The organism is Pseudoalteromonas sp. R86517 (genome assembly GCF_042466295.1).
Taxonomy (GTDB): domain Bacteria; phylum Pseudomonadota; class Gammaproteobacteria; order Enterobacterales; family Alteromonadaceae; genus Pseudoalteromonas; species Pseudoalteromonas atlantica.
Genome location: NZ_JAXHCB010000003.1, coordinates 439,982 through 465,190, shown reverse-complemented (window position 1 = coordinate 465,190; position 25,209 = coordinate 439,982). Strand labels below are relative to the sequence as shown.

Annotated in this window: 21 protein-coding genes; 12 read left to right on the top strand and 9 right to left on the bottom strand. The window is 40.8% G+C overall.

The genetic code is table 11. From position 1 onward, the window contains the following. Window positions 1-46 precede the first annotated feature (46 nt). Both SJY38_RS18745 and SJY38_RS18740 read right to left on the bottom strand, forming a co-directional pair. Window positions 47-283 (bottom strand): hypothetical protein, encoded by a 237-nt coding sequence (locus tag SJY38_RS18745; protein ID WP_004588266.1) that lies wholly within the window; start codon window positions 281-283, stop codon window positions 47-49. Window positions 284-418: 135 nt separating this feature from the next. After that, on the bottom strand, window positions 419-655 hold the full coding sequence (locus tag SJY38_RS18740; RefSeq protein WP_004588265.1) for a hypothetical protein: 237 nt from the start codon (window positions 653-655) through the stop codon (window positions 419-421). Between the two features lie 382 nt (window positions 656-1,037). On the opposite strand from SJY38_RS18740, the gene SJY38_RS18735 reads away from it, so the two are divergent. The 4 genes from SJY38_RS18735 to SJY38_RS18720 all read left to right on the top strand — a co-directional run bounded on the left by SJY38_RS18735 (window position 1,038) and on the right by SJY38_RS18720 (window position 5,743). After that, window positions 1,038-3,473, top strand: coding sequence for a M1 family metallopeptidase (locus tag SJY38_RS18735; protein ID WP_024032997.1), 2,436 nt, complete (start codon window positions 1,038-1,040; stop codon window positions 3,471-3,473). Continuing rightward, window positions 3,473-3,964, top strand: coding sequence for a DUF6702 family protein (locus SJY38_RS18730; RefSeq protein WP_377110563.1), 492 nt, complete (start codon window positions 3,473-3,475; stop codon window positions 3,962-3,964). The genes SJY38_RS18735 and SJY38_RS18730 overlap by 1 nt, the downstream gene beginning before the upstream one ends. 257 nt (window positions 3,965-4,221) lie before the next feature. Next, window positions 4,222-4,839 carry an HAD family hydrolase gene (locus SJY38_RS18725; RefSeq protein WP_377110562.1) on the top strand — a complete coding sequence of 206 codons (618 nt, stop codon included), beginning with the start codon at window positions 4,222-4,224 and terminating at the stop codon, window positions 4,837-4,839. 178 nt (window positions 4,840-5,017) lie between these two features. After that, window positions 5,018-5,743, top strand: a complete 726-nt coding sequence (locus SJY38_RS18720) for a YebC/PmpR family DNA-binding transcriptional regulator (RefSeq protein WP_024032996.1) — start codon at window positions 5,018-5,020, stop codon at window positions 5,741-5,743. A gap of 292 nt (window positions 5,744-6,035) precedes the next feature. Here SJY38_RS18720 and SJY38_RS18715 read toward each other — a convergent pair whose 3' ends face one another. Further along, complete coding sequence (locus tag SJY38_RS18715; protein ID WP_377110561.1) at window positions 6,036-8,228, bottom strand: malate synthase G; 2,193 nt, start codon at window positions 8,226-8,228, stop codon at window positions 6,036-6,038. A gap of 236 nt (window positions 8,229-8,464) precedes the next feature. On the opposite strand from SJY38_RS18715, the gene SJY38_RS18710 reads away from it, so the two are divergent. Further along, complete coding sequence (locus SJY38_RS18710; protein ID WP_004587182.1) at window positions 8,465-10,066, top strand: isocitrate lyase; 1,602 nt, start codon at window positions 8,465-8,467, stop codon at window positions 10,064-10,066. Window positions 10,067-10,555: 489 nt separating this feature from the next. Here SJY38_RS18710 and SJY38_RS18705 read toward each other — a convergent pair whose 3' ends face one another. The 3 genes from SJY38_RS18705 to SJY38_RS18695 form a co-directional block, all read right to left on the bottom strand. After that, window positions 10,556-12,592, bottom strand: a complete 2,037-nt coding sequence (locus SJY38_RS18705) for a S9 family peptidase (RefSeq protein WP_377110560.1) — start codon at window positions 12,590-12,592, stop codon at window positions 10,556-10,558. Between the two features lie 363 nt (window positions 12,593-12,955). Continuing rightward, complete coding sequence (locus tag SJY38_RS18700) at window positions 12,956-13,690, bottom strand: 5-oxoprolinase subunit PxpA (RefSeq protein WP_004587184.1); 735 nt, start codon at window positions 13,688-13,690, stop codon at window positions 12,956-12,958. A 19-nt stretch (window positions 13,691-13,709) separates the two neighbouring features. After that, complete coding sequence (locus tag SJY38_RS18695) at window positions 13,710-15,506, bottom strand: glycoside hydrolase family 3 protein (RefSeq protein WP_377110559.1); 1,797 nt, start codon at window positions 15,504-15,506, stop codon at window positions 13,710-13,712. A 557-nt stretch (window positions 15,507-16,063) separates the two neighbouring features. On the opposite strand from SJY38_RS18695, the gene SJY38_RS18690 reads away from it, so the two are divergent. Both SJY38_RS18690 and SJY38_RS18685 read left to right on the top strand, forming a co-directional pair. Then, on the top strand, window positions 16,064-16,273 hold the full coding sequence (locus tag SJY38_RS18690) for a cold-shock protein (RefSeq protein WP_004587186.1): 210 nt from the start codon (window positions 16,064-16,066) through the stop codon (window positions 16,271-16,273). A gap of 121 nt (window positions 16,274-16,394) precedes the next feature. After that, entirely contained in the window at window positions 16,395-17,150 is a 756-nt protein-coding gene (locus SJY38_RS18685; RefSeq protein WP_377110703.1) for a substrate-binding periplasmic protein, read from the top strand. A 66-nt stretch (window positions 17,151-17,216) separates the two neighbouring features. Here the strand turns inward: SJY38_RS18685 and SJY38_RS18680 are convergent, their stop codons facing one another. The 3 genes from SJY38_RS18680 to udk all read right to left on the bottom strand — a co-directional run bounded on the left by SJY38_RS18680 (window position 17,217) and on the right by udk (window position 20,143). Further along, window positions 17,217-17,918, bottom strand: coding sequence for a substrate-binding periplasmic protein (locus SJY38_RS18680; protein ID WP_377110558.1), 702 nt, complete (start codon window positions 17,916-17,918; stop codon window positions 17,217-17,219). A 354-nt stretch (window positions 17,919-18,272) separates the two neighbouring features. Further along, window positions 18,273-19,496: a NupC/NupG family nucleoside CNT transporter gene (locus SJY38_RS18675; RefSeq protein WP_004587189.1), complete on the bottom strand. Its 1,224-nt coding sequence runs from the start codon at window positions 19,494-19,496 to the stop codon at window positions 18,273-18,275. A 17-nt stretch (window positions 19,497-19,513) separates the two neighbouring features. After that, window positions 19,514-20,143, bottom strand: a complete 630-nt coding sequence (udk, locus tag SJY38_RS18670; RefSeq protein WP_004587190.1) for a uridine kinase — start codon at window positions 20,141-20,143, stop codon at window positions 19,514-19,516. A 194-nt stretch (window positions 20,144-20,337) separates the two neighbouring features. Between udk and SJY38_RS18665 the strand changes: the two genes are divergently transcribed. The 5 genes from SJY38_RS18665 to SJY38_RS18645 all read left to right on the top strand — a co-directional run bounded on the left by SJY38_RS18665 (window position 20,338) and on the right by SJY38_RS18645 (window position 25,150). Next, window positions 20,338-21,555, top strand: coding sequence for a phosphopentomutase (locus SJY38_RS18665; protein ID WP_121638629.1), 1,218 nt, complete (start codon window positions 20,338-20,340; stop codon window positions 21,553-21,555). Window positions 21,556-21,570: 15 nt separating this feature from the next. Then, the gene (gene deoD / locus SJY38_RS18660) at window positions 21,571-22,272 is read left to right on the top strand and encodes a purine-nucleoside phosphorylase (protein WP_004587192.1); all 702 of its coding nucleotides are present in this window, start codon (window positions 21,571-21,573) and stop codon (window positions 22,270-22,272) included. 973 nt (window positions 22,273-23,245) lie between these two features. Then, a complete protein-coding gene (locus tag SJY38_RS18655) occupies window positions 23,246-23,989 on the top strand; it encodes a ferredoxin--NADP reductase (protein WP_377110557.1) in 744 nt (247 codons plus the stop codon). 92 nt (window positions 23,990-24,081) lie between these two features. Beyond that, a complete protein-coding gene (locus tag SJY38_RS18650; protein ID WP_377110556.1) occupies window positions 24,082-24,813 on the top strand; it encodes a nuclear transport factor 2 family protein in 732 nt (243 codons plus the stop codon). A gap of 16 nt (window positions 24,814-24,829) precedes the next feature. Further along, window positions 24,830-25,150, top strand: a complete 321-nt coding sequence (locus tag SJY38_RS18645; protein WP_004589283.1) for a hypothetical protein — start codon at window positions 24,830-24,832, stop codon at window positions 25,148-25,150. Window positions 25,151-25,209: the final 59 nt, after the last annotated feature.

The window sequence follows — 25,209 nt, the reverse complement described above, 5'->3', positions numbered from 1 at the left end:
ATATACCCAAGGCAAGTAAAGATGCAAGCCTCGGGAGGGCTTTAGTTTAGGTAAAACTATATATAGCAATAATAATGACAGGAAGCGCTAACAAAGCCATACCTAGCGGCATTTTTAAACTTTTAGTTTGCTTTGCTTGCAATGCTTTTATGGCATTCGTTTCGTTACAGGCGGCTACTTTATCAATATAAAAATAACCTGAGTCTAGATACTGCTTACAACTTTGCTGATTTGCTGGAATGGCTATTAGCTCTTGTTGTTTTTTTAGGATATAAAAATCCATACACCCACCACATTGCTTACTGGTAATAAGTACATATTTGAGAATAATTGTAACGATTTTATTATGCTCAAATAAAAAAAGTGGGCGATTTTAAATATAAAATGCACTAAATATCAACCTAAAATTTCACTATTTTTAATTTATCGTATAAATAGTTAATATTAGTGAGATCACGGCAATATTTGCGCCAATTATTAGCCACTTTTTACTGTGTTTTTGTTCAGTAGATAGGCGTTTTAGTGCATCTTGCTTATTGCATGCCGACACCACATTAACATACGAATATTGGTTTGATTCGTAGCGCTCTAGTAAGTCTTTATCAGCAGGGATAGCTTCGAGCTGATGATCTTTTTTTACAATGTAAAATTTCATATCGGGCTCCTTTAGTTTAAATATGCTGCTTAATTTGTATTGAACCTGAGCGCATTAAAACCGTGTAAACACTGCTAACGCTATAAATTTAAGCTCAATTAAAACAACATATTTTTGCACCTTAATTTAATCCTAAGCTAATGGCATGAATTAGGCCTGAACCCTTATAAATACAGTGTTTGTACCTTAATTAATACACATCAACTAGCTGTACAGTGTAAACCCCCTTTACAGTTTTAAAAGCGGCTTAATTTACTAATTCAAAAACCATGTTAAAACAACGTGAATATTACCGTGTTTAATGGGCGGTTGGTCGCTAATTAATTGAACAAAAATAGTAACTTTGTCAAAGTACGCTCACAAAATTCCACTAGGACTCATAATGAAAAAAACAGTTCTTACGCTAAGCGCGTTTGTGTTGCCTCTGGCAATGTCGAGCGCTGTGTTAGCGTCATCCGTTGAGCAAACTAAAGGCTCATTCGTTGATAAGTTTCGCCAGTTAGACGAAGCGCTTCCTACCCCAAATGTTTATCGTAGTGCCGCCGGTGAGCCTGGCGAAAAATACTGGCAGCAACGTGTTAATTACGACATAGATGTAAAGCTTGATGAAAAAAAGCGCCGCTTAACAGCAAGCCAAAGCATTGAGTATAAAAATAACTCGCCGCATACACTTAAATATTTGTGGTTACAGTTAGATCAAAATATTTTTAAAAGCGACTCAATTGCCGAAACCACAAAAACGTTTAAAAGCACGCTAAATAGTTTACCTGCACAAAAGCCGGCTAAGTTAAGTTTAGGTGAGCTACGTCGTCAGCAATTTATGAGCGACAACGAGCTAGGCTATACAATTAGCAATGTAAAAGATGACAATGGCGATGAACTGCGCGTTACTGTTGTTGATACGCTAATGCGTATAGATTTAAACGAGCCGTTAAAGCCAGGCAAAGAAGCTGAGTTTAGTATGAACTTTGCTTTTAACATTGTTGAAGAAGATGCCGTAGGTGCGCGTTCTGGTTACGAGCACTTTGAAGAAGATGGCAACGATATATTTTTACTTGCGCAGTGGTTTCCGCGTTTAGCTGCTTACACCGATTACGAAGCATGGACAAACAAGCCGTTTTTAGGCCGTGGTGAGTTTACGCTTGAGTTTGGTGATTACGATGTAGAAATTACTGTACCTGCTGATCATATTGTATCGGCAACAGGTAAGTTAGATAACGCAAGCAAAGTGCTTACTCGCACGCAGCGTAACCGCTTAGAAAAAGCTGAAACAGCAAAACGCCCTGTATTTATTGTTACTGAAGAAGAAGCGTTAGAAAACGAAAAACAAGGTACCGATAAAACAAAAACATGGCACTTTAAAGCAGAAAATGTGCGTGACTTTGCGTGGGCGTCGTCGCGTAAATTTATGTGGGATGCAAAGGGCTATCAGCAAGGTGGCGATGAACAACCTTTAGTGATGGCTATGTCGTTTTACCCTAAAGAGGGTGGCGATTTATGGAAAAAGTATTCAACTGAATCTGTAGTACATACGATGGAAGTGTACTCTCGCTATTCATTTGACTACCCATACCCTGTAGCGCAATCGGTAAATGGCCCTGTAGGTGGTATGGAATACCCAATGATCACTTTTAATGGACCACGTACAGAGCTGCAAGATGATGGTTCGCGCACTTATTCTCAAGCTGAAAAACGCTTTTTAATTGGTGTGGTTATTCATGAAGTTGGCCATATTTACTTCCCTATGATTGTAAACTCTGATGAGCGCCAATGGACCTGGATGGATGAAGGTTTAAATAGCTTTTTAGATGGTGTTGCAGGGCGTGAATGGGACCCAACTATACCGTGGGGTGTTGAGCCGCGCGATATTGTGAGCTACATGAAATCGCAAAACCAAGTACCTATTATGACGCAGTCAGACAGCGTACTACGTTTAGGTCCTAATGCTTATACTAAACCAGCTGCGGCACTTAATATTTTACGTGAAGTTATTTTAGGCCGTGACTTATTCGACTTTGCTTTTAAAGAGTACGCACAGCGCTGGAAATACAAGCGCCCTACTCCAGCAGATTTTTTCCGTACGATGGAAGAAGCCTCGGGTGTTGATTTAGATTGGTTTTGGCGCGGTTGGTTTTACAGCACCGACCATGTAGATATCTCGTTAGATAAAGTGTATCAATTACGTTTAGATACTAAAAACCCTGATATTGACTTTAAACGCTTACGCGATATAGAAGCAGACAAACCAACATCACTATTTGTTAAGCGCAACCGTGAAGAAGGTAAGCAAACTTGGGTTGAAAAAAATCCAGATATTACCGACTTTTACGACGAAAACGACCGCTTTACTGTTACCAATAAAGAACGTAACGCGTACAACAAGTTTTTAAAAGGCTTAGAGCCGTGGGAGCGTAAAACGCTAGATCGCGCGCTTGAAGAAGATAAAAACTACTATGTTATGGAGTTTTCAAATCTAGGTGGCTTGGTAATGCCTATTTTATTAGAGCTAACCTATGAAGATGGCACAACCGAAGAGCGTTACATTCCCGCTGAAATTTGGCGCCGTAATCACAAAAATGTACAAAAGCTTATTGTGACAGATAAAAATAAGCCATTGGTATCGGTAAGCGTTGACCCTCGCTGGGAAACAGCTGATGTAGATGTTGAGAACAACAACTACCCTCGTCGTATTATTCCTTCACGTATTGAAGTGTATAAAAAGAAAAAGAGTAAAGCGAAAGTAAGTCGAGATATTATGCAAGACATTAAAACTGAGCTTAAAAAAGACGAGAAAAAAGATGGTGAGGAGCAGCAATAATGCGCTTTTTGCTTATTATTGTTTGCCTTTTAGTTGCTGCGCCAAGTATGGCGCATCAACTAAAGTCATCGGTTACTACGGTGCTTTTTAATAAACGCACTAACAATATTGAGCTTATGCATCGCTTTTATTTGCATGATACTGAGCATGCTGTAGCGCATTTATTTAATGGAAAAGCCGATATCATTAGCAACAAGGCCGACCAACAACGTTTTGTAGAGTATGTTGAGTCGCATGTTGCGCTGCAAACCTTAAAGGGTAAGCCATTAACGCTTAGCCAAGTCGGTGCGCAAATTGATGGAAAGTTTTTTTGGGTGTATCAAGAAGCTCCTATCCCAAAAGGGATTGAAGGCATAAAAATGAGTAATGGCGCACTGCGTGACTTATGGCCTTCTCAAGTAAATATGGTAAACGTAGAAAGTAAAGGCAAGATTAAAACCCTTCACTTTACCCAAAACGATACCTGGCTCGAGGCTAAGTTCGAGCAATAAGTACTTCCCCAACCTACGCGCACTGCAGTTTATGTGCGCGTATTCTCCTTTTGTTTATGCTGTGTTCATTTTTGATCTGTTATTACTAGCTGTTCGTAGAATTTTAGTAATTAATTGGTGTTTATAAGGCTAAGTAATAGATAAGTGAATACTTTTCTAATAATTTGTTTGATAAACATTTGCTAAATTATTCTCATGAAGTAGAGTCATTATGTGTACACATGTTGTATTGATTTTTACCCCATTCAAGGAATGATATGAAAGCTCAAGTAGAGGCTATTCAAGGAGTTATATTTGATTTAGATGGCACGTTAGTATCGTCTGAGTTAGATTTCTCTCTTATAAAAGCACAAATAGGTTGCCCATGCGAGCAAGACCTACTTGATTATATTGCCCAGCTTCCATCGCCCTACATGCGTGAAGAGGCGATGAATATAGTGCATCAGCACGAGCTGCAAGACGCTCAGTTTGCCACTATATTGCCAGGCGTAACCGAAGCCGTTAACGCCCTTAAAGTTAAAAATATTCCTATGGCTATTGTTACCCGCAATTTTGATAAAGCGGCAGCAATAAAGCTACAAAATAACCCGCTACCTATCGAAACGGTATTAACCCGTAGCGATGCCCCAGCCAAACCCGATCCCAGTGCCTTAAATGCAATTGCCACGCTTTGGAATATAAACGCCAGCAACTTGTTATACGTAGGGGATTTTTTATACGACATTCAAGCAGCACATAATGCAAATATGCGCGCTTGTTTGTACGCGCCAAACGCGGTGCCTATTTATGCCGACCAAGCTGATTACGTTTTACGTGAATTTACCGAATTAATTACTTTAGTCGAAAGTTACTCACAAAAAGTAGAGTTATGTTAAATAGCGCTTAACTTTTATTGTTGCGTAATTACTCCAGTGTTATTTGCATAGGAGCAGCTGTATTTATTTAGCAAATAGGTTGTTTTAAATTCAGTTTGTAAAGTTCAACAGACCCTAGCCCAATAGGGTTTGAATTGGTAAAATATGGCAAAATTAACGTATTGATTAGAGGCACAAGATGGGCAGAGCATTTGAAGTCCGTAAGAGCTCGATGGCTAAAACAGCCAACGCAAAAACTAAAGTTAACTCAAAGTACGGTAAAGAAATTTATGTTGCCGCTAAAAATGGCGAACCAGACCCCGATGTCAATCAATCACTGCGTCGTCTAATTGAAAAAGCAAAAAAAGACCAGGTTCCTGCTCACGTAATAGAAAAAGCAATTGAAAAAGCAGCCGGTGGGGCAGGGGAAGATTATTCTCCCGCACGTTACGAAGGCTATGGCCCAGGTAACTGCATGGTTATTGTTGATTGCTTAACCGACAACCCAAACCGTACAATTAAAGATGTACGTTTACCGTTTACCAAAACAGATTCAAAAATTGGTACACCGGGCTGTGTTGCACATATGTTCGATCACCTTGCCGTACTTGGTTTTGCCGGTGACGATGACGAAGTGGTCCTTGAAGCACTAATGATGGCCGACGTTGATGTAACCGACGTTGAAGTTGAAAATGGTAAAGTGTCGGTATTTGCACCCCATACTGAGTACTATAAAGCGAAAACAGCGCTTGAGGAAAACTTTGAAGGGATTAACTTTGAAGTAGATGAAATTACGTTTGTTCCGCAAGTGCATGTAGAAATTGAAGATGAAGAAGTTATTGCTAATTTTGACAAGTTCATCAACATGCTTGAAGACTGTGATGACGTTCAAAACGTGTATCATAACGCAATAATTAAAAATTAATTTAGCGCAAGGTACAGTGAGCACTAAATAAATAACGGTACTAGGGCGTGTTGACCTTTGGCGCTTGAATTTGCAGCAGTATGTTTGGTTTTTAGGCAAGACAGAGCCTATGAAGTGTGGTTATTCCCCATAAATAGGCGATAACGTAGCATAAATGCCAAACATACGCTGCCCTTTTGGGTTCTGCCTAGGTTGAACAAATTTCAATCTGCAAAGATCAACACGCCCTAATAAACAAAAAGCGCGTTTTGTGTAGGCAAAACGCGCTTTTTTGCTGTTAAACTAATGTTAACTATTCAGCTAGGTTATGGTGTTTTGCTTTATATTTTAAGCGGTAACTGTGTAATAGGGGCTCGGTGTAGCCACTTGGCTGCTTAGCACCTTCTAATACAAGCGCTAAAGCGGCTTGATAAGCAATACTATTTTTAAGTGACTCTTCGTTTTGTGCCATAGGCTTGTAAGCGCTGTCGTGCTCATTTTGGCCATCGACTACTTTAGCCATTTTAGCCATAATCGACTCTATTTGTTGTTGAGTACACACCCCATGCTGTAGCCAATTTGCCATATGTTGACTTGAAATACGCAAGGTTGCTCTGTCTTCCATTAAGCCTATGTGGTTAATATCAGGCACTTTTGAGCAGCCAATACCTTGGTCTATCCAGCGTACTACGTAGCCTAAAATGCCTTGTGCATTGTTCTCAAGCTCACTTTGAATATCTTCTTTACTGAGCGTTTGCGGCTGAGCCATTAAAGGAGGTGTAAGTAAATCAGTAAGGCTTGCCATGCCTCGTTTGGCAATTTCTTTTTGCTCGGTAAATACATCTACATCGTGATAATGCATAGCGTGCAAAGTGGCTGCGGTAGGCGAGGGCACCCACGCGGTATTAGCGCCAGATTGCACATGAGCAAGCTTTTGCTCCATCATAAGTGCCATTTTATCTGGCATTGGCCACATACCTTTACCTATTTGTGCTTTACCGCTTAGGCCGCAGGCAAGGCCTGTATCAACGTTACGGTCTTCGTATGCTTTGATCCACGGCTGAGCTTTAATAGCGGCCTTTGGCAAAGCGACCCCTGCGTGCATAGAGGTATGAATTTCATCGCCCGTGCGGTCTAAAAAGCCAGTATTTATAAACACCGCGCGCGCTTTTGCTGCGTGTATACAGGCTTTTAAATTTACTGAAGTACGGCGCTCTTCATCCATAATTCCCATTTTTAGGGTGTTTTTTGGCAAGCTAAGCGCTTCTTCTACCATGCTAAAAAGCGTATTTGTAAAAGCAACTTCTTCAGGGCCATGCATTTTGGGTTTTACAATATTGATGCTTTGCGCACTGGTGTTTTTAATGCCTGTTTTTTTATTTAAATCGTGCAGGGCTGCGGTTGCGCTAAACATCGCATCCATAATGCCTTCAAATACGGGTTGGCCGTAAATGTCGGTAATAGCAGGGTTTGTCATTAAGTGGCCGACATTACGGACAAACATCATGCTGCGGCCTTTAAGCGTAAGGCTACTGCCATCAAGGGCTGTATATTGCTTATCGCTTTGTAAAGTACGCTCTATGGTTTTATCGCCTTTTTTAAACGATTCAACCAAGTTACCTTGCATTAACCCCAGCCAGTTTTTGTAAACTTGTACTTTATCCTCGGCATCTACTGCGGCAACAGAGTCTTCGCAATCCATAATGGTTGTTAGTGCAGCTTCAAGCAAAACATCTTTTAATCCTGCTTTGTCGGCCTGGCCTATAGGGTGGTGATGGTCTATTTGCAGCTCTACATGCAGGCCATTGTTTTTTAATAAAATAGCACTTGGGTTTTGCGCCTCGCCTTGGTAGCCAATAAGTTGCTCAGGGTTTTTTAATTGAGTATGCGAGCTGTCTCTTAGGGTGATAGACAAGGCGCCTTCAACAATTGAGTAGTTGGTGCTTTCTATGTGTGAGCCATTTTTAAGGGGCAGGGCCTTATCTAAAAACTGGCGCGCATACGCCATTACTTTAAAACCACGAACCGGATTATACGTAGTGCCTTTTTCAGCGCCGTCGTCTTCACTTAATACGTCGGTGCCGTATAGCGCATCGTATAACGAACCCCAGCGCGCGTTAGCCGCATTAAGCGCAAAACGTGCGTTGCTAACAGGCACAACAAGCTGAGGGCCTGCGCTGAGTGCTATTTCGGGCTCTACATTTTGCGTTTCAATGGCAAAGTCTGCAGGCTCTGGTACTAGGTAGCCAATGTCTGTTAAAAACGCTTGGTACTGCGCGCTATCCCACGTTTTATTTGTTTTATGGTAGTCATCTATTTGTTGTTGTAGCTGCTCGCGCTTAGCTAAAAGAGCGTTATTTTGCGGGGTAAGCGTTTGTACTATGTTTGCAAAGCTTTGCCAAAATTGCTGCTCAGATAAATGAGTGCCTGGGAGTAGCTGTGTTTTTACAAAGTTGGCGAGCTGTGTATCTACGCTTAGCCCTGAGTGTGTGAGAGTGTGTGCCATATTTACCTTCCTTAAACGGTCGCGGTGTTGTTGTGTGCGTTAAAGCAACAATAACGCAAAAAAGGCTCAGTGCGTGCTTTTTAACCATTCACAAAAAATATAGCGGTAATAACAACTATAAATTTACTAAATCTAAAAAATAAGCCTAATGTTGAATTAAGCGATACGGAGCACACACTCCTAGCCACTCTCACAATAATTTAAATAATTTATAGACCCGTTCGAAGGATTTTATTATGACAACATACACACGTGAAACCGATACTCTAGCAACACTTTGCCAATCTCAAGGTAGCGCATGGAAAGCCATTAACCCTGAGTATGCAAGCCGCATGCGTTTACAAAACCGTTTTCGTACAGGGATTGAAATTGCACAATACACCGCAGATGTAATGCGTGAAGATATGGCCGCTTACGATAAAGACACCAGCCAATACACACAGTCTTTAGGTTGTTGGCATGGTTTTACTGCGCAACAAATGATGATGGCAATAAAGCGTCATCAAAAAACAACTAAGCGCAGTTATGTTTACTTAAGTGGTTGGATGGTTGCTGCACTTCGCTCTGCATTTGGCCCGTTACCGGATCAAAGCATGCACGAAAAAACCTCAGTGCCTGCGCTTATTGAAGAAATTTATACGTTTTTAAAACAAGCCGATGCCCGTGAACTAGACCACTTATTTAATGATCTAGACGAAGCGAAAGCCAATGGCGGCGATGTGCAAGCGGTGCTTGATAAAATTGATAATTTTGAGACACATGTAGTGCCTATTATTGCCGATATTGATGCTGGTTTTGGTAACGAAGAAGCAACCTACTTACTTGCTAAAAAGATGATTGAAGCAGGTGCGTGTGCCATTCAAATAGAAAACCAAGTGTCTGACGCTAAACAATGTGGTCACCAAGCAGGTAAAGTAACTGTACCGCACGAAGATTTTTTAGCAAAAATTAACGCTGTACGTTACGCATTTTTAGAACTCGGTATTGATAACGGTATTATTGTTGCGCGTACCGACTCATTAGGTGCAAGCCTTACGCAAAAAGTGCCTGTGTCTCAAACGCCAGGAGACTTAGCTAGCCAGTACAACGCGTTTTTAGAAACCACACCTATTAACGGTGTAGATGATTTAAACGAAGGTGATACGGCAATGAAAATTAATGGCCAATTATGTAAGCCAACGCGTTTAGAAAACGGTTTATACCAGTTCCGCGAAGGCACTGAAAAAGACCGCGTAGTACTAGATTGTGTAACAAGCTTACAATCGGGCGCTGACTTATTGTGGATTGAAACCGAAAAACCACATGTTAAACAAATTGCAGAGCTAGTTAACCGCGTTAAAGAGCAAGTACCTGATGCTAAGCTTGTTTATAACAATTCGCCGTCATTCAACTGGACGCTTAAGTTCCGTGAGCAAGTGTACCAAGAGTGGCAAGAAGCGGGTCGCGACTTGAGCGCTTACCCAAGCCTAGGTGATAATAAAGGCCTAATGGCGCCAGAAATGGACGATACAGAGCTTGCTGCTGAAGCGGATGTATTAGTGCAAAACTTCCAGCGCGATGGTGCACGTGAAGCGGGTATTTTCCATCACTTAATTACACTGCCTACATACCATACGGCTGCACTAAGCACCGATATTTTATCAGAAGGTTACTTTGGTGATATGGGCATGCTTGCTTATGTACGTGATGTACAACGTCAAGAAATTCGCCGCGAACAAGCCTCAGTTAAGCACCAAGATTTAGCAGGGTCTAATATTGGCGATACGCACAAAGAGTACTTCTCTGGTGAAAACGCACTTAAAGCCGGTGGTGAAGATAACACCATGAACCAGTTTTAACTTTTCTAGATAGTGTTACTCAAGGGCCGTAAGGCCCTTTTTTTATTATATTAATATAAATCGGACTCGCCTAAATTTAGTTGTGGATCACAATTTAACTAGGTAGATATTAAGTACAGCTATATGGCTGCTTTTTTACTGTAAAGCCGCTTTAAAGTGCAAAATCCCCCTATTAAAAGGCTGTTTTTAGCTGTTTTACTAAGTATAAGTAAAATAATAAACCGAAATTTTACTAACCTGGTGCCTTTATAAAACAATTTTTTACTAACTGAGTGCTTATAAACAGTGGCTCAAACCGATTTTTTACCAACTCAAACGATTTAAATTACAATAAACCGAAATTTTACTAACTGAAAAACACCTAAGTCCGATATGGATAAGCTCAAAACTGTAAAGGGGGTTTACAGTTTGGCATTAATTAACCTAAGCGTTGGTAATTACAAAAAATAGCCACTTAGGTGTGGCTATTTTTAAACCTAAACACGGAGCTTATTTTTTGTTTGAGTGTTTATCAAACCACCATTGAATGTAAGCCACCTTAGTCATTAAATTAGAAGGGCGCGCCGTAATACCGTGTGATGCATTAGGGATACGCACCATGGTGGTGTCAACACCTTGCAGCTTAAGGGCTTGATAAAACTGCTCGGTTTCAGAAATAGGGGTACGGTAATCTGCCTCCCCTGTTAAAAGCATAGTGGGCGTTGTTACGTTACCTACATAGCTAATAGGTGAGCGTTTCATGTAGTGCTCAATATGATCCCAAGGTTTACCTGGGAACCAGTAATCGGCAAAAAATGGATAAAAGTCGGCAGTTAGTACAAAGCTGATCCAATTAATCACGGGTTTAGCCACCACTGCTGCTGCAAACCTGTCGGTGTGCCCTACAATCCATGCGGTTAATACACCACCGCCAGAGCCACCTGTTACAAATAGTTTAGACTCATCAATAAAGCCTTTCGCTATTAGCGCATCAACGCCGGTCATTAAATCGTCAAAATCGTTACTTGGGTAATTATGATGAATTGTTTGGGCAAACGTTTTACCGTATGAGTCACTGCCTCGTGGGTTCATGTATAAAACCACGTTTCCTTTGGCTGCAAACAATTGCACCTCGGTACTAAAGTGAGGGCCATAATTAGCCACAGGGCCGCCATGAATTTCTAATACAAGTGGGTATTTTTTTGATTTATCAAACCCAGGAGGGTATGCAATCCAACCTTGAATTGGCAGCTGGTCGTGGCTCGATTTAAGCCAAATTTCTTCTACGTTGGCAAGTTCTTTATCGCCTAACGCATCGGCATTGAGTGTAGTGAGGCGACGAGCTTTGCCTCGTTTTATAGTGGCTATATCTGCAGGGCGCTGAGTATCGGCAAGTGTAAAAGCAATATCGCCATCTTCGCTTACATCAAAATCGCCGCCCGAATAAGGACGACCAAACGCAACGCTACCTATTTGCTCGGTGATCACTTTACGCTTACCACTGCGTGGTTGGTAGGCAAGGGCGGTTTGGCCTTCGTCTGCGTAGCTAAAGTAAACTCCTTTTGAATTGGCACTCCATTTAATTTTCCCCACACTTCTATCAAAATTAGGGGTTAGGCTTTTTGTATCGCCCGTTTTTAAATCACGAATATAAAGCTGCGTGTTTTCGTAATTGGTGCGTTTGTCGTCATACCCTGTAAAGGCTAGGTAACGCCCATCGAGAGATACTTTAGGTTGTTGGTCAGGGCCGTTTCTGTTGGTAATGGCAGCAATTTTTAAGGTGCTTAAATCAAGCTGGTATATTTCACTATTAGTGGGCTTTAGTTGATTTTGCTCATGCCGATTGGCCGAAAAATAAAGGCTGTTGCCGTTTTTACTAAAGCTTACTTCGCCGGCGTTATTAAACTCATCATGTGTGAGCTGCTTTGCATTGCCGCCATTTGCATCTATTGCAAATAATTGGCTAAAACCTTTTTGGCTATAACCGCCTCCGTCGGCACGGTAGTATACATCGTCTATAAATTTAGCAGGTTCTGCCCACGTAGCACCTTTAGGCTTGCCAGGTAAGTTAACAGGTGGTGCACTGCTACTTGGTACAAACATACTAAAAATAAGCTGCTGAGAGTCGGGATGCCAGGTAATTGCGCGTGGGCTGCTGGTTAGGTTACTAATTTTTGCTACAGCACCTGTTTTAAGCCACTTCATATAAATTTGGCTGCTGCCATCGCGGTTAGATATAAATGCAAGGCGTTGCCCATCTGGCGATAGTACCGGGGAGTGATCCATATGCACACCCGAGGTAAGCGGTTGCAGTTGTTTAGTTTTATAATCAACTGACCAAATATTACTGACTTTACGGTCCGTTTTTATATCCATACGGTTACGTACAAAGTACACCGTTTTACCATCGTCTGTTATATCAATTTGATTGGCGTATTCAAGGTTAAACACATCTTGTAGCTGTAATATGTTGTCCTTTGCAAAAGCTAACTGGCTACTACCAAGTAATAAACTGCTACTTAAACTAAGTGCTAAAAGCGTCTTCATTTGTATTCCCTGTTTGGTTTTTGTATATGTAGTTATATGTCAGCAGGAAAGGGATGAAAAGCGCGATGCGGTGAAACTATAATTTAATACCCGTTTAAGTAAAGCCTGGTTACTTTAGAGTAATAAATAGCGGGCTTACTGCGTTAAAATTTAATGCGCAACACAATATATTTCAGCGCTTTGTTACTTATGCAATGGGACTTGTGCTGTGTTGTTGCGCTTTTTTTAAAGTGATATTAGGTTTTACGTGATTGAACTTAATGGAGGTTAAAGCTGTAAAGCCCCTTTACAGCTAAATAGTTTTTAAAGTAAAGCAAACACGCGTTTTGTAACTTGAGGCTTAATAACGAGTTAAAAGCAAGGTTAGGTTGCTGAAGCACACAGTGACTTAATTTCTTTAATAAGAGCTATACCGGCTGCGTTATCGCCATGTACGCACAAACTGTTGGCATTTAAGTTTAGGGTGTTCCCTGAGCGAGTGGTTACACAACCCTCGGTTAATAGCTGTTTTACTTGTGCTAAAAGCGCTGGCTTGTCGTGAACGCTGCCATCAAGGTGGCGAGATACTAGATGCCCTTCGTCTGTATATTGCCTATCAGCAAAGGCTTCTAAAATAAGATCTACACCTAAACTATTGGCGGCAAAGGTGTGTTTTGCAGAGTCTTTTGTGGCTAACAGCATAAGCTTTAATGGTGCAGGGTAGTGCGCTATGGCAGTAATAACTGTTTGTAAAATATGATCGTTTTTCATCATGTCGTTATATAAAGCACCATGTGGCTTAACATAGCTAAGTGTTAAGCCTTGTACTTTAGCCATGCCATCAAGGGCAGCAATTTGGTAATGTAAGCAATTGGTCAGTTCTTGCGCGCTAAGGGCCATAGAGCGCCTGCCAAAACCTTGTTGGTCGGGGTAACTTGGGTGCGCACCTATTTGTACATTGTGCTGCTTTGCTAAATACAACGTATCGGCTATTACATCTGGGTCTCCACCATGAAAACCACACGCAATATTTGCCATATCAATATGAGGCATTACCTCATCATCTAATCCCATTTTCCATGCGCCAAAGCTTTCGCCTAAATCGCAATTAAGTTTCATTTTTTATCCCTTGTTATTATTATTTTATGGTAACTGGAAGCACGCCATGAGCGTGTGCATTGCCTAACAATACCTTAGCAAGCGCTGTAAACGCAGGCCCCGCAACAGCATTGTTTTTATCTGTATCTATATTATACGCATAAGAAGCAAGAACTGCATTAGCTCTGCTGCCAAACTGCGCTATGTCGTAGGGGGCACGCAAACTTATAAATATTGTTTTTTTATTCACTGATGCAGCTATATCCAGTAATGATGACAGCGCTTTAGGTTGCTCAGCGGTATTGAGTGCAAAGCGAGGGTCGTCTTTCAAATCATCCATTCCGCCAATCTCTACAGCGCTTTGATTAGGCGTAGCGTTGCCTGCAATTACCACATCTGCATTTTTAATTAAGCTATGCGCCTTTACAGGGTCAAACCCTTGTAAACTACTGCAACTATACTTAAGCGCTGCAGTACTTATAGCGCTAAGCGCTTGCTGCATGGCCATGCATTTTCGGGTATCGGGCATAATAATATGGATGTGTTGCCCTTTGCTTAAATTAAGAGGCAATGCATTATTGTTATTTTTAACCTCAGTAATAGCATTTACGGCAAGCTCAGCTTCTATTTTGCGATGTGCTTGAGAGCCAATAATATCTTTTGCTTTAGCCAAAGTGCTTAATGGGTCTAGCTGTGTGGTTAATTTAAATTTATTTTTTAAAGCGGTTATACGTGCAGCCGATTGAGCCACTTCTTCTTTACTGAGTTGTTTATTATTAACAGATGCGACTAATTCATCCATTAGTTTGTCGAGTGCGTTTAAATCAGCCGGTGTTCTGATCTCTATTGGCATAAGCGCTAGGTCAACGCCTGCTGCAAAGGTATTGATTACCGCTTGGGTTGGGGTGAAAAAATGACTAATGCCAGCCATATCTAAAGCGTCGGTTACCACCACACCTTGATAATTTAACTCCCCTCTTAAAATGTCAGTAATTATAGTACGCGACATAGTGGCGGGTTTTATCATGCTTTTGCCATCAACACTTACAAACGTACTGTTATCGAGTTGTGGGTATTGAATATGCGCCGTCATAATCATGCCTGGGTTTTGCGTGGCAATTATGTGTTTAAAGGGAGCTAAGTCTTGTTGGTATATGTCTTCTTTGGAGTGATTTACTTGTGGTAACCCTGTGTGGCTGTCTACGTTGGTATCGCCGTGCCCTGGGAAATGCTTTAACGATGTAATAACGCCGTTGCTCTCAAATCCGGCCACTTGTGCTGCGCCTAATTTACTGACAAGCGCTGGGTTTTCACCAAACGAGCGAACATTAATTACCGGGTTATCGGGGTTCATGTTTACATCTACCGTAGGGGCATAGTTAACATTAATACCTAACGAATTAAGCTCTTTAGCGATAACAGTGGCAGTTTGGGTTGCGTATTGAATGCCATACTTTTTATAGGTTGCACCAATAGACATATTACCAGTAAATGAAGTGGCAACATCGCGTGGTAAACGCGCCACTCGGCCGCCTTCTTGGTCTATCGAAATAAATAACGGCAGCTTTGAGCTTGATTTACTCGCCGCAGTTTGTAATTGGCTATTAAGGGTAATGGTTTGCTCAATAGATTGGGTGTTTTCAGAAAATAAAATTACACCACCAATATTATGCTTAGCAATGGCCGCTGCTAGTTCATCAGGTAGGGTAGTAACCTGTGTTCTGCATTGTTTGCTTGACCCTTGCTGACAAAAATAGCGTAAATCGAGTATTAGTTTTTGCCCCAATTGTTGTTCAAGAGACAGTGTAGGCTTAGCAAAAGAAGATTGTAATGGCATTAAACACCCAGATAAAAAAACAACAGACGAAATAAAGCATTTATTTAGCAAAACACACTCCAACGCTAAATAGATAAGTGGCAGTAGCTTATCTATTTTTGTGTACAACTGCAAAGTGCAGCTGTTTGTATACACAGGGTAAATTGTAAGGCGTGTATCATGGCTGAATACGTTTTATCTAAATGGTGAGTAGGTGTTAAATTAGCTGTACTCATTGCCGCCGTTTTAAAAACTAAAGATTAAATAGTTCATTGTTTTAATTGGCCAGTTAACTATTAAAGCCGCGCAGGGGTTAAGCTATAGGCTAGCCACGGGAGTTATTAAAGGCTAAGCACAAACACTATTTATTGCCTGCATTACTATAAAGGCTTGACATAAATAGTTAACTCTATATAGTAGGCCGCAGCTAGAAAGAAAGCATGTAATTTATAAATCTCCATTTCGTTGTTGTATAAGTAATACTTGTAGTACCGTCCTGAAGTTTTTAAGTACCATCTCATTTTTTGCTACACCCGCTCTTATGAGCATATTTTTTATTTTTATATCAGGATATTACAATGTCTAACATCGTATCAGGTACAGTTAAGTGGTTCAACGAGTCTAAAGGTTTTGGTTTCATCGAGCAAGAAAACGGCCCAGACGTTTTCGCACATTTCTCAGCAATCAAAAGCGAAGGTTTCAAAACTTTAGCTGAAGGCCAACGTGTAGAGTTCACTCTTTCACAAGGTCAAAAAGGTCCTCAAGCGGATAACATCACTCCGTTATAATTTTTACTTTTAAAGTAAAAATAAAAAAAAGCGCTTAAGGCGCTTTTTTTGTGTCTAAAATTTGACTGTAAAATAGCGCCATCTATCATTTAATAATATAAATTAATGTAGTGGTGCGGTTATTCTAAAACTCTTTCCTTTTATTGCTTGTTTCTTCTTTAGCACATTTGCTCATGCAAACCATTTTAAGTTAGTTATTTATACAGATCAGTTTGCACCTTATAATTTTATAAACGAGCACGGCCAACTTGTTGGCGCTAACTACGATATAGTCAACGCACTGTGTATTAAAGCAGAAGTAGAGTGCGACTTTAAAGTCATGCCTTGGAAGCGTGCCGCAATGCTTGTGCATAAAAAGCCTTATTCAGCCATTTTTTCAATGGCGCAACATACTAACCGAATTCCTTTATTTAATTGGCTTGGTCCGTTAACTACTGCACGAACTTATTTTTATAAGTTAAAAAGCCGTCCTGATGTCACTGTAAATACCCTTGGCGACACCACTCTTTATTCGTTAGGCATGGTAAGGGGAGATATATATCAATCATTGGTCAAAAAAATAGGGTTTGTAAATGGGCAAAACTTAATGACGTTTGGTGAAGAGCAACAATATATTCAGCTTTTTATAAACAATAAAATAGATCTTATTTTAGGCTCAGAGCACGTTATTTATAACCAATTAAAGCCTTATAACGTGAGCTTACTTGATGTAGAGCAACTTACTGAGCTACCTGTAAGTAACGACCTTAAAGATAATTATTTAGCGTTTAATAAAGCGGTGCCGCAGCACATAGTAGAGCGCTTTCAACGCGCCTTTAAAGTGCTAAAACAAGAGCGCAGTCTCGATTCGTTCATAGCGCCATATAGCAATAATTAATCACTAAGCCCCTATTTTAGAATTCATTAATTAGTGCGCTTTAATAAGCAAGGTTTAGCTTCGGTGCTAGGGTAGCCCTTGGGGATTTTTAAGTGTGTAAAAGGCTTTTTGTAGCGCGTTTATATAGCGCATATCGGTGTTTTTATTTGCTGCCAAATAGGCATCTACCTTGAGTTCTTCTACATTATATATGGCTTTAAATTCAGCGTCAGGGGTGGGCAAATACTGACTTATTTGATGTATTAGTTCGGGGTCATCAACAATTAAGTCTACTTTTTTGGCAACCAGTAACGAATACGATTTTTGTATATCGGTGGTTAGCACAGCTTCAAAGCCCAAATTGGTTAATATATCAGTAGAAAAGTCGTTACGTTGCATCGCTATTTTGTATTTTTTTGCTTCCTCAGTATTGTTAATAATTATGTCGTCACGCTCTTTAAGCGCAACAAAAGCAAGCTCAAAATGCGAAACTGGGCCTATCCAATGAAAGTTGTTTTCTCGCCCTTTGGTGCGCGCTATGGTGTAAATAAAGGTGTTTTGGATAGTGCTGGCAAGTCTAAATGCTCGCGCCCATGGGTACATTTGTATATCGGGCGTTAGGTTCGCCTTTGCAAAAATAGCCCTTATAAACTCAGTGCCTTTGCCTGTCACTTTTCCATCAACGAGTATTTGATCGGGCGGCGAGAGTTCCGTGACAACTAAAAGAGGGTCTGAGCTTGCGTAGCTATTAAAAAAAACAAACAACAATACTAATAAAAGTTTACGCATTTATATAAATCGACTTATCAACAGCGGCTATTTTATGAGTGTGCTTAAAGGTAGAGCATCAATAAAACAGTAGGTTACATTAGGATAAACCTAATTGTGGCCTAAAATTTATAATTTACCACTTTTCAATAATACAAATTTATCGCAAAAATATAAAAAGCCATGAGCGTATATGTACTTAAAGGTAAGAAAGAGAAAGTAGTTATTAAAAGGAAGAATATATTTATAAGGGCCTTAAAACGATAAAAGGGCCTTGCGGCCCTTGGTGAAGTATCGTTCAAGTCAGATAGTGCTTTAACCCCTTAAAGTACTATCTTCTTGTTTTGCAACACCGGTGTTCATCTCATTAAGTTTCTAAGCTAGCGAGAGGAAAAACCCAGCAATTGCTGCGCTCATAAGGTTAGCCATAGATCCTGCTAACACTGCTCTGAGCCCTAAGCGTGCGATATCCTTTCGCCGACTAGGCGCCATACCGCCTAATCCACCTAGTAAAATAGCTATCGACGATAGATTAGCAAACCCACATAACGCAAATGTTACAATTGCTTGAGTGTGCGCACTTAACGTATCGCGATAATTTATAAAGTCTAAGTAAGCAACAAACTCATTTACTACTAACTTTTGACCAATAAAACTACCAGCTATGATTGCCTCATCCCACGGTACGCCAAGTAACCATGCAACAGGAGCAAATACATAACCTAAAATTTCTTGTAGCGTTAAAGTAGGGTAATCAAACCACCCACCAATACCGCCTAGTAAACCGTTTAATAATGCTATTAATGCTACGAAAGCTAATAGCATTGCGCCCACATTTAGCGCTAAATGCATGCCGTTAGCTGCGCCTGATGCTGCTGCATCAATAACATTAACTGGCTTGTCTTCATCGGTGTCTAAATCAGCAAGCGTATCTTTAGGTGTTTCGGTCTCTGGCACAATCATTTTGGCCATTAAAAACCCACCTGGTGCAGCCATAAAGCTGGCGGCAATTAAATACTTAAGCTCTACACCAATAATTACGTAACCTGCCATTACAGAGCCTGCTACCGTGGCTAAGCCACCTACCATTACTGCAAACAACTCAGACTTAGTCATGGTTGCTATAAACGGCTTAACTATTAAGGGTGCTTCAGTTTGGCCTACAAATATATTAGCCGTTGCTGAGAGCGATTCTGTGCGCGAGGTTTTCAATAGTTTTTGTAAACCGCCGCCCAGAATTTTAATTATCCAATCCATAATGCCAATGTGGTAAAGCACAGCAACAAGTGCTGAGAAAAACACAATGACCGGTAAAACTTGAATAGCAAAAATAAAACCGAGTGTATCTTGCGATGCAAGAGGGCCAAATAAAAACCCAATCCCGTCGTTTGCAAAGCTAATTACCGAAGAGACGGCACTAGACATACTTGCTAACACATTTTTACCTGCTTCAAAAAACAGTACAAACCCACCAATAACTACTTGCATAGCAAAGGCTATCGCTACGGTGCGTAAGTTTATTGCTTTACGATTAGTCGAAGCCGCAAAAGCAATACTTAGTAGTACAAACATGCCTACTAAGCTCATAAATGTTGTCATACAGATGTTCCCCGTTATTATTCTTGTAGTAAATACTTAATTTTACTTTTAATAATATCAATCGCAACGCGGTTCATTCCGCCTCGAGTCACAACCAAATCAGCGTTATGCTTTGAAGGCTCAATAAATTGATAAAACATCGGTCTAACAGTTGCTTGATATTGCTCAACAACAGATTGTAATGTTCTGCCTCTTTTTTCCATGTCTCGTTGCATACGACGCATTAAGCAAATATCAAGGGGTGTATCTATAAATACCTTAATATCAAATTCTTTATTAAGTGCTTTATCACTTAATAATAAAATACCTTCTACTATTAAAATTTTAGCTGCAGCAACGCGACGAGTTTCATCGCTTCGTGTGTGTTGTGCATAATCATAAGTAGGTACTTCGACAGAGTTACCACTACGAAGTTGAGTTAAATGTTCAAGCATTAACTCATGTTCAAATGCATCAGGATGGTCGTAGTTAGTTTGCGTACGGTGTTCCATAGGCAAATGCGACTGATCCTTGTAATAAGCATCTTCTTCAATAATGGCGATAGCGCCTGGTTCAAGCTCATTAACCAACTCATTGTAAATAGTTTGGCTAAAAAGAGATTTGCCCGACGCTGATGCGCCAGCAATAGCTATAATAGTTCGTGTCACTAAAGTTCTCACCCACACAGAAAGGAAAAGTTGTTTGGTTGATCACAATAGCAAAAAAGACACGAATAATCTCTTTTGCTTTGCTTAAGAACGCAAATTTATAATGTTTAGCTTTTATGAAACAGGACTTATGTCCTGTACGGAAAATTCGATCAGCGGATAAAGTAACCACCTAGAAGCAAAGTGAGGTCAACATGGCAAGAGCAATCATCTTAATGGCAGACAGCCTAGGTATAGGCGCAGCACCCGATGCAGACAAATTTGGTGATGTTGGAGCAAATACACTCGCCCACTTATTAAAAGCATACCACGACGAAACGGGTAAAGCGTTATCGTTACCTAATTTATCTAAATTAGGTTTAATCGATGCCTGTGAGGCAGCGGGCGGTGAAACGTGTTTAGTTTCTGAGCGTCAAGCATCGCAAGGTGCATGGGGTTATGCAAAAGAGCTTTCAAGCGGTAAAGATACGCCATCAGGGCACTGGGAAATGGCCGGCGTACCTGTGTTATTTGATTGGGGCTACTTCCCTAAAACACAGCCGAGTTTTCCACAAGAATTTGTAGACGAATTTATAGCCGCTACCGGTATACCTGGCATTTTAGGCAACTGCCATGCATCAGGCACCACCATATTAGAGCAGCTAGGCGAAGAGCACGTAAAATCAGGCAAACCAATTTGTTACACCTCAGCAGATAGCGTGTTTCAAATTGCCGCACACGAAGAGTCTTTTGGCCTTGAGCGCCTTTACGAAGTGTGTGAAATTGCCCGCGAATTACTTGATAAACTAAATATAGGCCGTGTTATTGCTAGGCCATTTTTAGGCACAAGCAGCGCAGATTTTGCCCGTACTGGTAATCGTCGCGATTATTCAGTATTGCCGCCAGCACCGACCCTATTAGATGTGCTATCTAAACACGGTGGTGAAGTAATAAGCATTGGTAAAATTGCAGATATATATGCACACCAAGGCATTACCCAAAAACACAAAGCCCCAGGGCTGATGAATTTGCTTGAAAAAAGCAGCGAAGTATTAGCAAGTGCGCCAGATAACAGCTTAATTTTTACCAATTTAGTTGATTTTGACGAAAAGTTTGGCCACCGTCGCAACCCAGTTGGTTATGCAAAAGCGTTAAAAGAATTTGACGATTACTTACCAACTATACTAAACCAATTAAATGCAGATGACGTGTTAATGATCACTGCAGATCACGGCTGTGATCCAACCTTTCCAGGTTCAGAGCACACCCGCGAATATGTACCAGTTATAGCTTATCAACCGGGCATGCAAAATACCCCGCTTGGCGAGCGCAATAGCTTTGCAGATATAGGCCAAACCCTTGCACAGTGGTTTAACTTACCTGCACTTGAATACGGTGACGGCTTTTTAAATAAGCTAAACGCGCCTAAATAAAAAGGAAAACAATTAATGAGTACTCCGCATATTAGTGCAAACGTTGGTGACTTCGCTGAAACAGTATTAATGCCGGGCGATCCGCTTCGTGCACAATACATTGCTGAAAACTTTTTAGATGATGCAGTACAAGTAACAGGCGTACGTAACATGTACGGCTTTACAGGCACATACAAAGGTAAACCTGTAAGTATTATGGGTTCGGGCATGGGCATACCATCTATGTCTATTTATGCGCGTGAGTTAATTGTAAGCTTTGGCGTTAAAAATATTATTCGTATTGGTACCTGTGGTGGTATTGGTACAGATATTAAAATTCGCGACGTAATTTTTGCACAAGGCGCAAGCACCGACTCAAACGTAAACCGTGCACGCGTTCGTGGTTACGATTTTTCAGCAATTGCTAACTTTGACCTACTTTTAAACGGTGTTAACGCCGCTAAAGACCTAGGCATTAAAGCAAAAGTAGGTAACGTATTTACTACCGATACCTTCTACCAAGCTGACGACACATTCTACAAAGACCTAGATAAACTAGGTGTACTAGCTGTAGATATGGAAACAGCAGGTTTATATGGTGTAGCTGCAGAGTATGGTGCTAACGCAATGGCACTATTTACCGTAAGTGACCACGTGATCACCGGTGAAGCAACACCTGCAGATGAGCGCCAAAGCACATTTAACGAAATGGTTAAAATTGCTTTAGAGTCTATTTAATAAACGCAATTTTATTAAATTAGCAAACAGTTCCTTGGTAACGTATTCACTAAGTTTTGGAGACACGCCCAAAGTGAAGTGAGACTAAACCCCCCAAAGCCGCATTTTATGCGGCTTTTTTTATGCCTATAAAAGCGCTGCTTTTAAAGCGCCAGCAAGCTGCACAGCACGAGCTAACCGCGTAGCTGGGGTTAACCTCGCGTTTGGTATTAATTTTTTTCGCGGCATAAAGCCGCTGCTACTCATGAATTCCACTACAAAGTACACAGAGGCGCTTAGCGTTACACAGAGAGCACGGGGATTGGCTCATCACTTTTTAAATCACTTATTATCTACCTCTAAAAGTGCAGCGTGTCTTAACCTCTTTGTGAATAATTGGCTTAACTTGTTTTTCACCACAGAGGACACAGAGGCGCTTAGCGCTACACAGAAGAAACAATGGGGGGTGGTAACATTTCTCCTGCTCTTCTCCTTCACTTCTCTGTGGTAACAAAATCACTCATGAACGAAAACAACGCGCGTCTACAAAGCACGAGCTAACCGCGTAGCTGGAGTTCACCTCGCGTTTGGTATTAATTTTTTCGCTGCATAAAGCCGCTGCTACTCATTAATTGCACCGCAGAGGGCACAGAGACACAAAGGAAACAATGGGGGTTGGTAAGTCATTTCTCCTGCTCTTCTCCTTCACTCCTCTGTGGTGAAAAAAATCACTTATGAACGAAAACAACGCGCGTCTGTACAGCACGAGCTAACCGCTTAGCAGCGAGTTCTCCTCGCGTTTGGTATTAATTTTTTTCGCGGCATAAAGCCGCTGCTACTCATCTTTTTTAAACAAACCAATGTTACCCAAAGTAAAAGCACTACGTTTAAAAAGTAGCTACACCCAGTGTCACTCTTACTAAGTTAATGCTAGTGTATAAATTACAACCATTTATTGTTTTTGTTGTTTAACCGTTAAGCTATGGAGTTGACTATGTCTAACTGGGTAGATGCAACCGTAAAAAAAGTAACATGGTGGAGCGATACACTTTTCAGCCTGGTAGTGAACGCAAGCGTAGAGCCATTTAAAGCAGGGCAGTTTACTAAGCTCTCGATTATGGAGGGCGATAAACGTATTGCTCGGGCATACTCTTATGTAAACGCGCCTAATAACCCCGATTTAGAATTTTACCTTATCAATGTAGAGGGCGGCTTATTATCGCCTAGGTTGGCGCAATTAAAACCAGGCGACACTGTATTAATAGAGCAACGTGCCACAGGCTTTTTTACCTTAGACGAAATACCGCCAAGCGAGCAGTTATGGATGCTAGGTACAGGCACTGCAATAGGGCCGTTTTTATCTATTTTGCAGCAACAAGAGGTATGGCAAAAATACACACAGATTAATTTAGTGCACGGCGTACGTTTTAATACCGATTTAAGCTATCAGAATCTAATACACACCCTAATAAACGCACACCCTACACAACTTAACTACATTCCGGTTGTAAGCCGTGAGGAGCCACAGCAAGGCCTGAAAGGGCGTATAACTACAGCAATTCAAAACGGCGAGCTATTTAGTAAAGCCTCTAGAACCCCAAGCCCGAGTAATTCGCAATTTATGATTTGCGGTAACCCACAAATGGTAAAAGACACCACACAGTTACTTTTAGATAAAAACTTTAAACGAAACCGTCGCAGAGACCCAGGGCACATAACGGTTGAGCAGTATTGGTAAAGTGTATAACAATCATTTAATTGCTACCCGAAAACGCTCAAATTTGTTATGTTGCAGCATTAACAGCGTTATATGTTCATATTAGGAAAGTTATGAAATCGTTATCTATTATTTTTGCCTCGCTTATTGCCACTGTTGCCCTGATCAGTTATGCAGCAGAGCAAACCGAAGAGACTCAAGAAGAGCAAAAAAGTACCGAGCAAGCGTCAAGCTCTACTCAAGCCAGCAATTCACCAACAAAAGCAAAAGATGAAAAGTTAAACACGCTTGAGTACCAAGCCCCAGAGCTTAAAGCGCCAACAGTAGATACTACTAAACCTGACGACTCAAAAGTACTGGGTAGCGAAACCCCAAAACCGGTAGAAAAACCAAAAAACAAAGTAGAAAAAGCAGCAGCTGTGGCCGAGGCAGAAAAAGCGGTAACGCAAGCCAAAGAGGCATTAACCGCTAAGCAGCAAGCTAAAGCTAAGCAATCTCGCGAGTCGCTTGCTGTTGTAGAGCAATTAGTAGAAGCCTATAACGCACGTAATATTGAACAATTTATTCGTATGTACGATGAAGATGTAGAGTTTTATATTTTTCCTAATGAGCTATTATTTAAAGGAAAAGAAAAACTAATAGCCCGTTATGGCTTAATGTTTAAAAAATTAAAATGCATTAATAGCTCGCCAATAAAGCGTATTGTGCACGGCGATATAGTAATAGACCACGAGCTATCAGAAACCTGTTCAACAGACGAAAACGTGGTAGATAAACGCTCTGAGTTAGTATCGAGCTACCAAATAAAAGACGGAAAAATAATCCGCGTATTATTTTTTAGATAATTATAAAAGGCATACTATGCAGTTAGCAGACGACAAAAAAATTCGCTTAATGTACCGCGTTGAGCCAGGGTGTTTAGGGCCGCAGGGCGCAGATCACATAGAAGACTTTTGTCGTTATGCTAATAAGCATATTAAATCACCTTATTACGGGCAATTTTTGTTTTTACCACGTTTTGACAAACAAAAAGATGAGCGTCAATACAGCGTAAAAAACCGCAACCTATCGCGAGTGCAAGCCAAGGCCTATTTAAACCATTTTGAAATTGATATAGATACCTTCGAAGAGCAACTCGACGAACTCCTCACCAAAGCCATCGATTTATACTTTAAACGATAATTATAAACGCCTGAATACAAGTTTTACCCTGTAGCTAATTTTGCCTGTAGACGCCTAGT